Annotated in this window: 7 protein-coding genes; all 7 read left to right on the forward strand. The window is 50.8% G+C overall.

Going from position 1 to position 15,760, the window contains the following annotated elements:
• The first annotated feature begins 3 nt into the window (after positions 1–3).
• Complete coding sequence (locus tag VSS37_RS21400; RefSeq protein ID WP_324698559.1) at positions 4–1,608, forward strand: hypothetical protein; 1,605 nt, start codon at positions 4–6, stop codon at positions 1,606–1,608.
• A 90-nt stretch (positions 1,609–1,698) separates the two neighbouring features.
• A complete protein-coding gene (locus tag VSS37_RS21405) occupies positions 1,699–2,343 on the forward strand; it encodes a type IV toxin-antitoxin system AbiEi family antitoxin domain-containing protein (RefSeq protein ID WP_324698561.1) in 645 nt (214 codons plus the stop codon).
• Positions 2,334–2,921 (forward strand): nucleotidyl transferase AbiEii/AbiGii toxin family protein, encoded by a 588-nt coding sequence (locus VSS37_RS21410; protein WP_324698563.1) that lies wholly within the window; start codon positions 2,334–2,336, stop codon positions 2,919–2,921. The genes VSS37_RS21405 and VSS37_RS21410 overlap by 10 nt, the downstream gene beginning before the upstream one ends.
• Positions 2,922–2,937: 16 nt before the next feature.
• Complete coding sequence (locus VSS37_RS21415; protein WP_324698565.1) at positions 2,938–8,352, forward strand: ATP-binding protein; 5,415 nt, start codon at positions 2,938–2,940, stop codon at positions 8,350–8,352.
• Positions 8,353–8,366: 14 nt separating this feature from the next.
• Positions 8,367–9,239 (forward strand): DUF4007 family protein, encoded by an 873-nt coding sequence (locus VSS37_RS21420; RefSeq protein ID WP_324698567.1) that lies wholly within the window; start codon positions 8,367–8,369, stop codon positions 9,237–9,239.
• A gap of 23 nt (positions 9,240–9,262) precedes the next feature.
• A complete protein-coding gene (locus VSS37_RS21425) occupies positions 9,263–13,765 on the forward strand; it encodes a coiled-coil domain-containing protein (protein WP_324698569.1) in 4,503 nt (1,500 codons plus the stop codon).
• A gap of 382 nt (positions 13,766–14,147) precedes the next feature.
• Positions 14,148–15,760, forward strand: a 1,613-nt coding sequence (locus VSS37_RS21430; protein ID WP_324698570.1) for a DNA phosphorothioation-associated putative methyltransferase, incomplete at its 3' end; no start/stop codon positions are given.

Here is a 15,760-nt window from a genome sequence, read left to right on the forward strand (position 1 = left end):
ATCATGAATAATAAGCAATTAGTATTTCAGCGCTTTCCTGATAGCTTATCGGGAGGAAAAAGCAGTGCCAATGAGAATCCTGCCATATATTTATATGGAAAACGATTTTATAAAGATCAGACGCCTGTTGAATATTTGGCTGAGTTTCTTTTGGTTTTCTCATCTCCAAAATCGAGGAGCGTGCTTGGTGATGATGAAATCATTTATCGAGGAATGTTTGAATTTGATTTGGATAAGGCCGAACCACGTTATTATCCTGAAAACAAAGTAGCGTTGAAGCTTTTTTCATTTTTCTCCAATTCAAAATTGGAAACCCGCCATCCAGCACATTACAAGGCTTATATAGATTCATTAATTAGACTTTCTGATAAAATTGATGGTGATGTCAGCCATAAGAAAGAGGCTATTCAACTCTTGCAAAGCTTGTTTAATGGTTTTGTTGGTGTTTCAAATAATCGGACATGGGTTACACACTGTTTCTTACCTGCATCTACTAGCCTCTTATCGCGAGAAGTAGATTGGCTCCATACAGGAAAAAGTGGCGCTAAAAATAAAGATTTGGAATGGAATTTTGGAAATAATCAAAGTGAAATAACGAATTATTTTGTTCATGACCGACATAACTTTATGGCAAGAGGTGGAGAATCTATTTTTTTACAACTAGTCAATTTATTTGACAATATCAATCATGAAGATCTAAAAAATTTACAGGAAGACATTCATTATTATCACCTTAAGCCGCTCTCAAAAAACATTCAAAAAAACATTGAAAATGGCTTATCTGCTTTGTTGTTTAACGGGACTGGTTCTTTAAATTATATAGTAGATTTTGTTGATAATACTTTAAATGGATATGACATTGATTCGAGTCCTGCAACATTAGGCTGGGTTCCTACCTCAACTAGGGTTGAGGCATTATTATTTGCTATTGAAATTGAAAATTTATGTACATCTGACTTAGGAAGCATGGAAAAGTTAGATTTGCTAAAAACATTATGTTGCATGCAGGTTTTACGTACTCATTGTTTTCAAGCAAGTCGACTTGATAGTGTTGAATCATTTACAGATGGGTTTGCTGGAAATTATGTTTGGGTTGCTGCAAGTGAAGGTGCGCCTGCTAATGACTCTCTTAGAAAGATAGCACAAGAGTCATTCAGAAAAATAGATAATGTACTTTATCGTGTATTGCGCCATGAAGTACTGCCTAATCCTAAGGATTATAAAGAAGCAACTAAACATGGATATGACATATTTAAAAAACTTGCAAAAGAGATTGGCTTAGTCATTCCACGCCAAGGCCAGGGAGCGCGCTTTGTCCTGCATCAAGGCTTGTTACGCTTTTTGGTTGCGGCATTGATCCGCCCTGGTGAACGCATCCGCCTGAACCAGTTCTACCAGCGCATTTTTGCCCATTATGGCATTGCCATTGGTGGTGACCAGTTGAAAGTCGCCCTGCAATGGATCGGCAAGGAAGAAGATAGCGACACCTACGCTGTTGCTTCCAGCAGCGCGTGGGTGGAAGAAGCCCTCAAGCAAGGCGGCTTCCTGGTGGAATTGTCGGATGCCGTGTCAATGGTCATGAATCCGGGCGAAGGGCAAACCAGCTAAACCTTATGAACAGAATAGAGGAGGTTGCGTTGATTATGCATGGTTGGTTTGATTCAATGAAACCAACCTGTCATTTTCAACGGAAAAGTCATGCAAAACGCCGAGTTACAGCTTAGGTCTTTTGGCAATATTCCGCTTATGCACCAAACCGTGCTGTCGGTGCTCAACGGCTACAAGACCCCCAACAACAAAATCTCCCGCTGGCTGGATGAGGGAGTGCTGTTGCCTGTGAAACGTGGGATGTATGTGGTATCCCCCGACGTGAGCGGTAAACCGGTGGAGCGTCTGCTGGTGGCCAACCTGCTGTATGGCCCCTCCTGTGTGTCGCTGGACTACGCCTTGTGGCATTACGGGCTGATCCCGGAAACCGTGGTGGAAGTGACCTCCGTGACCACCCGCCGTAGCCAAACGCTGGAAACCGGGTTGGGGCGCTTTTCCTACCAACATTTGCCTGATGCTTTGTACCCGCTCGGTATGCAATCGGTGGCTGTGACCGGCGGTGGTTATTGCCTGCTGGCGACTCCTGCCAAAGCCTTGTGTGACCGCTTGGTGCTGACGCGCAACCTGCGGGTGCATTCGGCCAAATCCATGCAGCAGTTTTTGCTGGACGACATGCGTTTTGACGCGGATGAAGCCAGCCAAATGGATTTGGCAGTGATTGCCGCCTACCAGCAATCCGGGCACAAGCCTGAGCTGTTAAAACACCTGCATGAGGCTATCAAGCAATGGCAATGACAGTGCTGGAACAAATGCTGGGCCGCCACCCTTCGAGTCCGGTAGGGCAACAGGAGCAAACGCTCCGCGAAGTGATGCAGGAGATCACGTTGGCGGGCCTTAACCGTGCATGGTTCTTTGAGCAAGCAGCCTTTTATGGCGGCACTTGCCTGCGGATTTTTCATGGTTTGCCGCGTTTTTCGGAGGATCTGGATTTTTCGCTATTGCAGCCGAATGCAGATTTTTCCCTGCAACCGTATTTCAAAGCCGTGCTTGAAGAGTTCCATGCGCTGCTGTTCCGCCAGTGGAAAAACCGCGTCAAGGGGCGCGACTGGTTCGATTTTGAATGGTATGTACGCCATGGGGTGACGCCGAATCTGGAGCATTTCGCCAGACGTGCTTATGAAAGCGGTGCAATCCGTCAAGATGCGGTTTCCAAGGCGGAGCTACATACGCTTTTGCAGCAACGTATCCAGTCGGTCGATTTTAATGATGCCAAGCAGGATGTCGTGAAATTCATACCTGACGCCAAGGTACTGAATATCTGGTCAACAGACTACTTTCTGCAATTGACTCAGCAACTGATTGAGTCATGTTAATTTTGGAGCACAACGCATGAACCTGTTTGTTGAAGATTTAGCGGCTTACCTGATCCAGGAATGGAAGCGCATCCAGCAAACCCAAGGCGGCACAAAAGAAGCCCGCTTTGTCGTCGAAAGTCTTTCGCCGGACAACACTTTCGCATTGTTGCGCCAGTTGGAAGAACACCGTTTGCAAGTCGCACAGGAGTCGCACGTGGAATGCCATTTCAAAGTGGCCAAAGGCTTGTGGGATGCTTGGTTGAAGCACCCCGGCGAATCGCGCGAAAACCTGATCCAGAAAATGCAAAACCTAGGGGGCGTTGAGGTCATCGATGAAACCCTGCATTTGCGTTGGATTGATGAAGATGACCGCCTGACGTGGTACCGCAACCTCACCAAGCCCGCCGACAAGGACAGCTTGGTCGTGGTGTTGATTGGCCTGAACCACACCTCGGATCAGGGTGGTTTGGCGGACTTCCATCTGGTTGACGAGTCGCGTATCTGGAGCCATATGGGGCAAAGCTACCAGCCGTGGTTAATACGTTTGTCACGTAAAGTGGGGCTCATTGATCCCCCTGAGCCAGATGTTATGCGCTTTGAAAATGCCTTGCAGGAGCTATTCAGCATCAAGCCACGCCGTCTGCTCAGGCTGGCGGAATTCCTGGAAACAGAGATTATCCCCACAAACAAGTTTGTCGATAACCTGGATGAAGTATTGGCCTCCTTCTACGAGCATTTGCCATTCTGGGGGATTCCCCCGCTGCACCTGTCCACCGAACAGGTCAGGAAAACGAGGGAAACCAAAGACCTGATCAAATCAGCCGATGCGTTTATTTCCCACCAAAAGCTAAAAAGCAAAAGTGACCAGGACAAAGCCTGGAAGAAAGTCGAGAAATTGCTTCAGGAAACAGACTTTACGCCACCACAGACATTTGGCGATGTCTCCGCTTATGCAGACCCCCAAGATTATAGCGCCACGTTGGAAAGCTTTATTTTCAGCGGCGATGCCCAAGCGAGAGAGCGCCTGTTGCATACCGATGTTGTGACGCTGGTTAAGCGCTTAAAAGGCCGTGAAAAAAATAAAAAAGTTGTTCGTGAGAAAAACATCCGCCTGCGTGGCTCCAGCATGGAAGCCTTTTTGCAAGCGATTTGGGAAACTATCCTGATGTTTGCAAAGGCTAGTAAAGATGAAGGTGGGGCATGGACAGATGATGTTTCTGAAATTCATGTAGTCGCTGAACAGTTTAACCATGATTTGGAAACGGATTCTGACAATGGCATTGCTGGCATCGGTTTGGCGAAAGAGCTATTGCAAGGATGTCTCGGTGGCCTTGCAGAATTGTTGCAGCAGCTCGATCTGCATCTGCCGGTGGATGAAGAACAAGCCGCCCTTCCCTCCAGGCAATGGGAACGCCAGATCAAAGTGGTGTGCAATCTGGAGCCAGACGAGTACCGTGTCAGCCGCAAACGCCCCCATTTACGCTTCAAGGTCAGCCTTTTGAATCATGAAGGCGAGGATGGGGTTGAGTATGCCTGCCGCTATGAATGGGCATTGGAAGCAACCCATGCCGAACGGGTGCGTTTCCAATGCGCCAAGTCGATTGGGGAAAACTGGCAAGCCGAGCGCTTATCCCCGTTTATTCTGCCCGCTTTACAGCTCGGAACCGAGGAAATGACCGCGCTGTATTTTGCCGCCGATGAAGAGGAAGCCCATCGCCTTATCAATAACGCATTAGGCATGGTAAAAATCATTGACCTGATGGCGGGGTTGAAGCGGAATGACCCGCAATGCTTGGATACAACGTTAAACGAACAGGCGCAGGCTTTGTCATTAGTTTACCGTACCTGGCTGACGGCTTATGTCACGCACGGTTACTACCATGCAACCAATGTACATTACCCGCAACTTGAGAAAGCTTATACTGAGTTGGCCACCAGTGTTCTGGATAAAAGCAAGCAAGGTAGCGCTGAACTCTTGCGGCGGTTTTATAAAGCCTTTTTGTTGCTAGACCCTACAGTGCAAGCGAATGACTCCCATATACGCTCCGCAGTTGTTTTGGGAACTTCGCCCGCAGTATTGGAACTGACATGGGCGCGTGAAATTTTCTTGCGTAACCATTTTGATGAAGTCATTGCGGAATATGTCCGCGAGCAAGACATCAAAGCCCCTAAAGCCAAACAGGCTTTTGAGCGGCTGGTCAATCTGGCCACGATCCAACGTCCTGTGGCTGGGCTGGTGGTGGACGATACACTCAAGCTGTCCGCCAAGATCAAAAGCTTTAACTTGCTGCATTATTTGGGGGAGCAACCTTGCGGTGAAAAAAGCCTTGCCGTCCAAACTTTATTGCGTGAAGACGATGATAATGAAGACGGCTTGAGTGAAGTCAAACACGCTTCCGAAGACGGTAAAATCATTACCAAGGTATTGAAAGACTACCAAAGTCTCTACGCCTTTGCGGCGGATGGAGTGCGTGTTATTGCCGTGCATGTGGAGAATGTCCCGCTGATCTTGTCAGGGCTGGATCTGTTCTTGCGCCAATATCTGGAAGAAAAAACCGGTTTTAATCAACCTGCTTTTTTCTGTGAGCTAATGGTGTACTCAACCTCGTCGTCACCGATTTCTGTCGAGAAAAAACTCACCTTGTGGCGTGATGACATGGTGGAGAAGTTCCGCGAAAAAGGGCGGCGGCTGAATTTGTCAGTGGGGCATCGTTTTGCCCCCAGGCGTGAAGATATTATTGCATTGCTCAGCAAAGAAGAGCGTTTGTATGACATCGCTTTCCTGTTCCGTTTCCTTGGCGAGGACATGATCGCGGATGTGGAAGCAGCCGAACCTTTTGCCTTTGACACATCCAACGCGGAAACGTTAAGCAGGTTCCCTATTAGTGAACACCCCCGGCCAATCAAGCAAGGCGATGATTTAAAACGGCAGAGCCTATTGAGCAATCGCCGCCTATGTATTCAAACGCGGCACGCTGATTTGTCTGCCCGCCTACGCCATCCGGGAGACCCGGGCTTTGAACATTTGATGTTTGGCTCAGTCAACTATGAGCCTTGGCAAAAGACTGTGGAAGCCTTGCACCAAAAAGCCCAATGGGTGGCATGTGTTGACCCATTCATCGACAAGCGCTTGTTGGGCAGGCGTGATAATGGCAGCCAACGCAAAATCGTGGGTTTCACCTCAGGATTGGGGGCTTATGGTGAGCTGAACCTTTCCATCTCCACCGAACAAGATACGCTGGCACACTTGGCAGCATTGGTGAAAAAGCATTTAAACGCCTTGTTGCCGATCCAGAATGGGCAAACGCCAGATGAAACTGCCAGTAAAATTGTGCAAGAAGCTGAAGAAATTATCGGCCTATCATCATTGCGGGCGGTTGTTGGCAAGGGGGAAAAAATCCGCGAGGTGGTCGGCTTCGCTGCAATTCGCCGGATGTTGGCGACGCCGCAACAAGCCGTCATGACGCAACTGTTGCCGATAGACGCTTTTTCACATTGGTTTACTGGTAGTGGCACGGCCATGCGTCCGGATTTGCTCCAGCTTTCATTGACCCTGCGCGATAAAGGCACGCCACTGATTGAAGCAACCGTAATTGAATGCAAACTGGCGAAACAATCCGAGCGTCATGTGGAAAAGGCGCTTGAACAGGTACAGGAAGGCTTAAACCACTTAACCCAATTGTTTGTGCCTTTCCACCAGGATATCCAACGGCCCTCTTTCGACCGGCGTTATTGGTGGGCGCAATTGCAACGGGCATTGACTTCTCGCACGGTTGTCTCCCTTCCGGATGAGGGGTACAAGAAACTCAATTCAGCCTTGGAAAAAGTGACGGAAGGCTATTATGAAATCGCTTGGCAAAGCGCCATTTTCACATTCTGGACTGATACCCCAGACCCGGAACTGGTTTTGAAAGAGCACCCGTTACCCGCTTATGCGCTCACCCCGCCATTTTACCGGCCCGCAGGCTTTGTGTTTAACCACTGGATCATGGGATACAAGGGGTTGTTGGGGTTGTTTGATCATGCTGGCGAGAAGAATATCGTCGCCAAAGGCGAGGCGATTCGTATGTCGCCAGCCTCTGAAAGCAAACCGGAGCAGCCATTACCTCCGCTGGTGGTGGAACCAGAACAAGCGCCCATTGTTGCACCAGTTAACATGGGCATTTCCCCCATATCCGACCCTGTAGTTCCTGTAGCAGAAATGGCAGTTGGGGCAGTTACCGGGTCACAGCCTGTGCCTGCTCCCATTGAACAAATTGTTGCCCCAGCAGCAATGCCTGAGCCATCGTTTATTGAAACCGCGCCATCAGACAGGATATTGCCGAGTGTGCCGGAGAAACTGTTGATTGGCACAAATGTGGCGAATGGTGAGCCGGTCTATTGGTATTACGGACACCCAAGTTTGGCCAATCGCCATTTGTTGTTGTTCGGCTCATCTGGTTCTGGCAAGACATATGGCATCCAGTGCTTATTGGCGGAAATGGCCGCCCAACATTTGCATTCCGCGATTATTGATTACACGGATGGCTTCTTGCCAAATCAGGTGGAAAAACGGTTTGCAGAGATTACGCAACCCCAAAATCACTATGTGCGAATTGATAAGCTTCCTTTAAACCCGTTCCGGCGGCAAATGCAGGTGATTGACCCGGATATGCCTGCGATGGAGGAAAGTTCATTTGATGTGGCGTCCCGCATTACCAGTATTTTTACTTCTGTGTTCAATATGGGTGACCAGCAAGCGGCAACCTTAACCCGTGTACTGGATGCAGGCATCGGCAGTGGGCAAACATTCACATTGGATGACCTGTTGCCAATGCTGCGGGATGAAGGCACAACCGGGGAAACACTGGCAAACAAACTGGAACCTTTCGTGCGCTCCCAACCCTTCCGGAATAGTGATAACACAGCCTGGGATGGCATCTTTGGTTCTGTTGGCCAATGGGTAAATGTGCTGCAATTAAAAGGGCTTTCACGTGACACTTACCGAATTGTGACCGAGTTTGCCTTGTGGGATTTGTATGATTATGCCTGCAATACAGGCAGCAAAAACCGCCCGCTGCCCGTAGTGCTGGATGAAATCCAGAACTTGAACCATGGCAACGATTCCCCTATCGACAAGATGCTGCGGGAAGGCCGCAAGTTTGGCTTGTCGTTAATGCTTGCCACACAAACCACCAGCAATTTTGACCAAGAACAGCGTGACCGTTTGTTCCAGGCCGGGCATAAGCTGTTTTTTAAACCAGCCGATACGGAAATCAAGTCATTCGCCAAGATACTCAGCGTGACCTCGCGTAATGGTTCGGAAGCAGAGTGGGCAGAACGGCTTTCCAAGCTGGGCAAAGGGGAATGCTATTCATTGGGGCCGGTGTTGACGAGCAATGGCACGTTGCGGACGATGGCGGTGCGGGTATCGGTGACGGCACTGGAACAGCGCAATTTAGGCGGATGAGGAACAAGATACACATGGTGGAACGCAAATCCTTACCGCTGAATTTCCCGCAAACTTTCTTGCCAGAGCGGCGTTTGCTGGCAAAGCTCCTGGCATTTGCTGCTGAAGATGGGCGAGGTGAGAAGACTGCCATTGGCGAACAAACGGGCATTCCCACCGGAGAGAGCACGGGCAAAGTTGAGCCGATGATTTATTACTGCCAAGGCATGGGTTTGGTGACTGCAAATCGGGATTCAGGGGAATGGCGGCTGGGTTTGACTGCATTGGGGCGGGTGGTGTTTCAGGAAGACCGTTATCTTGGTGAACTGCATACACTTTGGTTACTGCATTTGCTGTTGTGTCGCCGCCTGGACTTGGCCTCCCCACCAACAGGCGTAGCCGATGTTTGGTTTACGTTGTTTGCAGAAAGTCATGTCCGGCTTGGTACAAACTTTAGCCAACAGGACTTCCTGAATTGCCTGATTGAACGGTATGGTGAGAAAACCTACACGAAATCACTGGCTGGCGTGGCGATCCGGACTTATCTGGAAGAAAGCTGCTTGGGGATGATCACCGCCTTACGCCAGCAAGGCAGCGGGGATGATGCTTTGTTTGGGCGTTGTTCCGCTCCATCTGATAGGAGCTATTACCCGGTCTATGCTGCTTATCTTTATCTGATTTGGGATGAGTTATTTGAGGGTGAAAATCAGATAGGGCTGGATCGATTGGCAGGGGAAAGCCGCTGTTTCGTGCTAATGGGCTGGGATAATGTGGCAATCAACCGTTGGTTGGAATGGATGGTTGACAAGGGTTTGATACAACTGGATCGGTATACGGGAACGGCAATGCTGTTGCGCTTGGGGACGACAGCGCAAGTCGTGGGCAATATCTACAGCGAACTTATTTAAACAGGTTGAACAGGGGCAGGGATATGAAAATTGGGGATTTGGTTAGTTTTCATAGCGAAAACTTTTTTGAAGGCGCAGTGCAGCTACGGTGGGTAACTGAGCGGCCGGAACAGGCGAAGCAGGCTGCCAACGCCTTTGTGTTTCATGGCCCCCGTTATCATGGCGCTGCTGATGCCGAAACAGATGGGATCGCAGGTGGCTACCGCCTTAAAGACAGCGCCAGTTTCGTGCATGAACTGCTTGGCTCCATACAGGGCGGTTTGCGTGGTGAAGAACACAACCCCTATTGGTTAGTGGTCGCAGGCTACGGTTCCGGTAAATCTCACCTTGCGTTGACCTGCTCAACCTTGCTGGCTGAACCCACTTCCGCAACTGCCCAGTCGGTCATTGCCAATATCAGCAAGGCAGATGAAGGGCTTGGCCTGAAAGTCCGGCAAGCCGTTGATGCTTTGGAGCGTCCGGCATTAGTCATCACGCTGGATGGCATGTCAGGTTTTCATCTTGGCAATGCCCTTACACAAGCAACCCTCGCCCAGTTACAACAGCATGGTGCCGACACCGGCGCTGTTCTGGCGTTATCGCCCCGTTTCCAACTCGCTGAACAGTTTGTTGAGCGTAACTATGGCTTCCGTGCCAGCCGCTTTGCGGAGCGCTTGCCGGGAATGGGCGCAGAATCCATTTGCGCCCATTTGCGCAACAATGACGAAGATGTTTACGCTGCCGTAGATGAGCTGTATAGCGAAACCAATGGGTCACATATACCCGTTGTCGGACAGGAGTCCGCCCAAGAATTGCTGAATACCTTGTGTGAAGTGTACTGCGGCCCTGAAGGCGCTTTTTCCAATGTCGTGATCATGTTCGATGAATTTGGGCGTTATCTGGAATATGCGGCGGAGAAGCCTTTGCTGGCTGGGGATGCGGCGTTGCAACAAGTTTTCCAGGGCGTGCAAGACAACAGCAACAAGATTCGCTTTGTTGGTTTTATCCAATATGAACTGAAAGCCTACCTGAAACGTTTTGGCAGTGCTGATTTGCGGCAATTGCAGCGTTATATCACCCGGTTTGATTCAGCCCAGAAATGGTATCTCTCCACCAACCTGGAAACCTTGTTCGCGCACATGATCGGCAAGAAACAGGCGGCGTTGGATGGGGTCTGGCAGGATACGTCCGCTCAACGCAATAATGAGGCGGCCAGGCAGTTAATGAATCATGCCTTGCCCGGCTATGGGCGCTTTCCCGTCTGGACAGACCCGGAAAAATTCTCCCGCGTGATTGCGCAAGGCTGCTGGCCTTTGCACCCATTGGCAACGTGGTTCCTGACCCGTCAACGGGATGTTGTGCAGTCCCGTTCGGCGTTGACCTTCATTAAGGAAATGGTTGAGCGCATTGCGCCTGAAGAGGTTGTGACAGCCGGGCGCTTGCGGCAAGTCAGCGCTGCTGAGTTGGTGCTGCAAAGCATGTTGCCGGAAATGATTGCCGCAGAGCGTGAAACCGGCGGCGTAGTGGCGGAAACCCTGCAATTGCTGCTGGAAAAGTTCCAGGCACACCTGACGGCTGACCAGCGTTTGGCATTGGCGGGCGTGGCCATTCTGGAAAGGATGCGGGTTGGCAGGCTGGATCAGGAGCATATGAACCGATTGTTGGCCGAGACGTGTGCGCTCCCATTGCAACAGCTTGACCGTGCCTTGGCTGGCTTAAGCCAGGAATTGGGGGTCATCGAATGGAACCGCGATCTGGGGCAATACGAGCTGATTGCGGATGCTTCGACACGCGGGCAATTCCAGCAATGGTTACGGCAACAGCAGGCCAAGCTCAATGGTGATGTTATCCGCGACTTGTTCATGCGGCGGGGTGCATTGGACATGGGTCTGGAAACGCTCCTTTCTGTTCCCGATTTTGCACAACACAAACAAATTTCCACACCCGACTGGCACTTTAAGCCACACCTTGCCCACAGCCAGAATATAGGGAAAGTCGTGGCAGGCGCTTTCCAAGACTGGAAAAAAGCATCCCTGCCAACAGACCCGAAAGGCAATGTCATTTATCTGTACATTCAGCCTAACGAAGATGTCAGTGTGCTGGATGCCAAGGTACATGCCGTCCTGCAAAAGGAGCTGAATAACGCCACCGCCAGTAATGCTCCGGTTTGGGTCATCGGCTTGAATGATGCTTCGGCCAGTCTGGCGGAGCATATCGGGCGGCTCTATTTGTTTGATGAAAAAATTACTGAAGTGGACAGGGAACGCTTCCGCCGTTTTGTCCCTGAAGAAAAAGACCGTAGCGAACGGGCGCTTAAAGAACTTGTCCAGGATGTCATCAAGCAGCGTTTGTTCTGGATGGCAGGATTTTCCAGTATTCCCGCAGGCCGTTTAAAGCATGTGGGTGAAGCGGTATTTGAGGCAGTCTACCCGCAAACAGTACCGTTCCCTTTCGATGGATTTGCGAGTTCAGTCGGTGCAGGAGCTGCGGATTGCGCCCAACTGACCCGCAGCCTGGTTTCCCGGCAGGTGAATGGGGCGTGGATACAGGCGCAGCCCAAACGGATGCAAAACCGGGTAATGACGCTGCTTGCCCAAAGTTGGGGGAGCTTGCGGACATCCGGCCAACTGGCGGAACCCACAACCCCGCAGGCCAAGGTGGCATACGAGCATTTGCTGAAGCTCCATCAGGGCAATCCCGGACAAACATTATTGCAGTCATACCAAATGTTGCTTGCCCCACCCTATGGCATGAATGCTGCTTCTGCCGGTTTGTTGCTCGGTTTGCTTCTGGGGTTGGAAACACCACCACGCAGGATTGAATACGACCATCAGATGGTGGCGGCGGGGGATTGGTTGACGGATGCGTTTCCTGCCCAAAAAGGCAGGCACTTCCTTGACCAAGCGACGCTCGGAAAAAGCGCAGTTCGTTTCCTGTCTGCGGATGCGGCAGGCCGGTGGCGTCAATTGTTGAACCAATGGGAAGCAGAGCAGCAATATGAGGCTATCATTCATCTTACTGATGAGGTTGAGAAAACCCGTAAGATTGAACCTCTGCCAGAATCCATGGAAGGGCTTTACCGTGTCCTGCTCGATCGGGCAAACAAGGTGCAGGAACAAATACATGATGCACAGAAAAAGCTGGATCTTTGGGAACGGGACATTGAACACGCTGAACGCCAGGATAATGTGGGGCACTTGCTAAAGGTTGGCTCCCTGTTGCTAAGGCAACAGGCTGTTTTTGCGGAACAAGATTGTTGGCCAGCCCAAATGCATGAGGACAATCAAAAGCTGCTGGCTTTAGTGAAAGAATTTGTTGCCCAACGGATTGCCGCTTGGATTCCCCGACAAGGCTGCAACAGCATTGTGCAGGTCAGTGAATACAATCAACGCATGGAAAAAGCGGTGGCCAGCCTTAAAAATTTGGGTTTTACAACCGAATCCCAAAAACTCGAAAATTTGTCACGGGAGAGTGTTGCCCAAATCGAAGAACGGGAAAAACATCGGGTTATCCTTGATCGGAGCAATGATTATCCTCTCCAACCAGAACCAACCGACTCAACGCCAGTACGCACCCTACGTGATGAAATAGCGACGGGTGATGCCTTGGTTGAAGGCATCCGCCAAACCTATCCCGTGCTGAAACAGGATGAAATCAATTCGCGGGTGACAGCAATCCAACAACGCCAAGTTCGGCTGCGGGAGGCAGTACGCCGACACACAGAAGCATTGGGGAAAATTTTTACACAATCCATCGCCACTCAGGCTGAACTGGAAGAAACACTGGTGCGGGTAAAGCGTTTGCAGAACATCTTTGTGGGAACACCGGACGCACAGGAAGTGCAAGACCTGAACGCGCAACTGGAACGTGTCCGCGCCGATGTGTCTGCCTGGGAATGCCAGGATGTTGGTGTTGAACGCTTGGAAGAATTGTTGCAACACCAGGTTCAAGGGCAATTGGCAGAATTCAATAATTATCTGCAAGAACAAGAAATCGACCCTGCCTGGGAAATGTCGGTGCTGTATCTGGCTCTTGCCGCCGAACGCATGGAGGCTGCGCGCAAACGTTCAGCAGATTGGCTTGCCCCCCGGTTAGAATTGCGATCACAAGTTTCCGGTCTGGATAGAAACCGTTGTGCCAACCTTGAAAGGGAGCTTCAGGCCGCACCTGGTTATTTGGCGCAAAAGGATCAGGAAAAAGTCACGGAGATACTCCACTTAGTCAGCCAGCGCCGCAAGGAACTTGAAGAGGACACGTGCAGCAAACAAGTGAAGGCTTGGCTTGCAGAGTTCCTGGCATTGCAAAACCTTACGGCTTTGTCCCAGCCTGAAACTGAGCGATGGTTAAAGTCATTGCGAAATCCACCGCAGGACGCCAAACCCGATGAGCTATCAGTATTGCAGCCTCTTGAAACACAGTTGACCGCTCATCTTGATCAAATGAGTATGGATGAAATTATTGCACGTATTGAGCGACTGCCTGTGAAAGCCCAGCGTAAATTAGCCCTGCTACTTTCGCAGCGCCTGATGGAACAGCAGGATGCCTGATGCCGAAGATACAGGCAGTGAATTGATAGGTAAGCGGGTTGGCTTCAATGTCTATTGGCATTATTTACTGACTACTTTACAGCCCCTTGTTGTTCAGCATCGAATTGCGGAAGCGGCGGCGCTTGCCGGTGTCAAAGCCGGAAAAGACTTTAATATCATCAAATTTGCCCAAACTGAGAATTCGGTGTCGCTATTATATTACCCGGATTTTTTTGATGACCCGTTTCCAGCGCTTAGTCTCGCCTGGACAGTCGATTTGGCAGCGCAGTCAGTAAAAGGACGTAGTTATGCTGGGTCTGGCAATCCTCCTATTTTGCATCGTAAGGAATTGTTCCTTCCAGCCACTCACCCTCGCGTTCCAGAATATCAAGCCTTAACCGAAATGGCTGAACGGCTTGGATTATTTGCAAATCCCCGTGGCATCGGTTTTCGGTTGGCCTGGAATGCGCTCATTCATGAACATGGTTATGAACTGGATGGTCATCAGCTCATACCCTCTGATAAGGCACAACGAAGCGTTGACCGCCACCGCACCGCCTTGACCCGCTACGCCCTCTCCAAACCCATGCAATTACTGGCAAAGCATGACTTTCTGGAAGGCAAACACACCCTCTTTGACTACGGCTGTGGCAAAGGCAGCGATGTGGAAATTCTGCAAAAGAACGCCATCACCGCCCACGGCTGGGACCCGCATTTCTGCCCCGACAACCCCAAACACAGCGCCGATATAGTCAACCTCGGCTTCGTCATCAACGTGATCGAAGACAAAACCGAACGCATGGAAGCCGTTCTGGGCGCATACCAACTCTGCACCCAATTCCTCTGCGCGGCGGTCATGCTCGGTGAACAATCCCCCGAACGTGGGCGTTTGTTCCGCGACGGCGTGCTCACCAGCCGCAACACCTTCCAACGCTATTACTCACAGGAAGAATTCCGCGAATACCTGCGCCATGTGCTGGACGAAGACCCGGTAGCCGTCGGCCCCGGCGTGTTTTTCGTGTTCAAGGACAAGGATGCAGAACAGGCATTTCTGGAACGCCGCTACCGTAACCGCGCCACCGCCAACCGCCTGATCAGCCAGCTACCCAAAGTACCCAGAGCACCAAAAGCTGGCAGAGTCACCAAGGCGGACAAGGAACGCGCTTTCTACGGACAGCACGCCGAGTTGTTGGAAGCCCTGTGGCTACACTGGCTGGAACTGGGCAGACCGCCGCAGGAGGATGAATTCTCCGACGTTGCAGCAATTACAGAACTGTTCGGCACTTGGCGACGCGCCCTGAGTTTCTTGCAACGCCACCATGGCGACGCCATCCTGAAACAAGCATTCGACAGCCGCCGTGAAGACTTGATGGTTTACTTCGCCATGCGCCGTTTTGACCAGCAACGCATCTACAGCCATTTGCCGGAAAGCCTCAAGCGAGACGTGAAAGCCTTCTTCCAGAATTACAAACACGCCCTGGATGAAGGCGAACGCCTGTTGTTCTCGGCTGGCAATCCTGCCCTGATCCGCGACCTATGTCAGCAGACCGCCGCGCAAGGCTATGGCTATTTGGATGAAGAAGGTTCCCTGACCTTCCACACCTCGCAGGTTGCGTCATTGCCTCCCATGCTCCGTGTCTACATCGGCTGCGCGACCTTCATCTTCGGTGATGTGACCTCGGCGGATTTGCTAAAAATCCATGCTGAATCCGGCAAATTGTCGCTGATGAAATACGACGAATTTGAGGAGTCGCCACTGCCGCGCCTGTTGGAACGCATCAAAATCAGCCTGGTCAACCAGCGTTTTGAGTATTACAAATACGGTGAAACCTACACGCCGACTTATCTGTACCTGAAAGCACGCTTCCTCACCCCGGATTACCCGCATTACGCCGAGCAGGTAGCGTTTGACCAGGCGCTGACCGCCATTCCGGAGCTGGATCTGGAGGGCTATGGCATGCCGCCTGAAGCATTCGACGCCACCCTACAACGCCTGCGGTTGGAGATCGCCGGTTT

This window comes from Candidatus Thiothrix phosphatis, assembly GCF_035668035.1.
Classification (GTDB): domain Bacteria; phylum Pseudomonadota; class Gammaproteobacteria; order Thiotrichales; family Thiotrichaceae; genus Thiothrix; species Thiothrix phosphatis.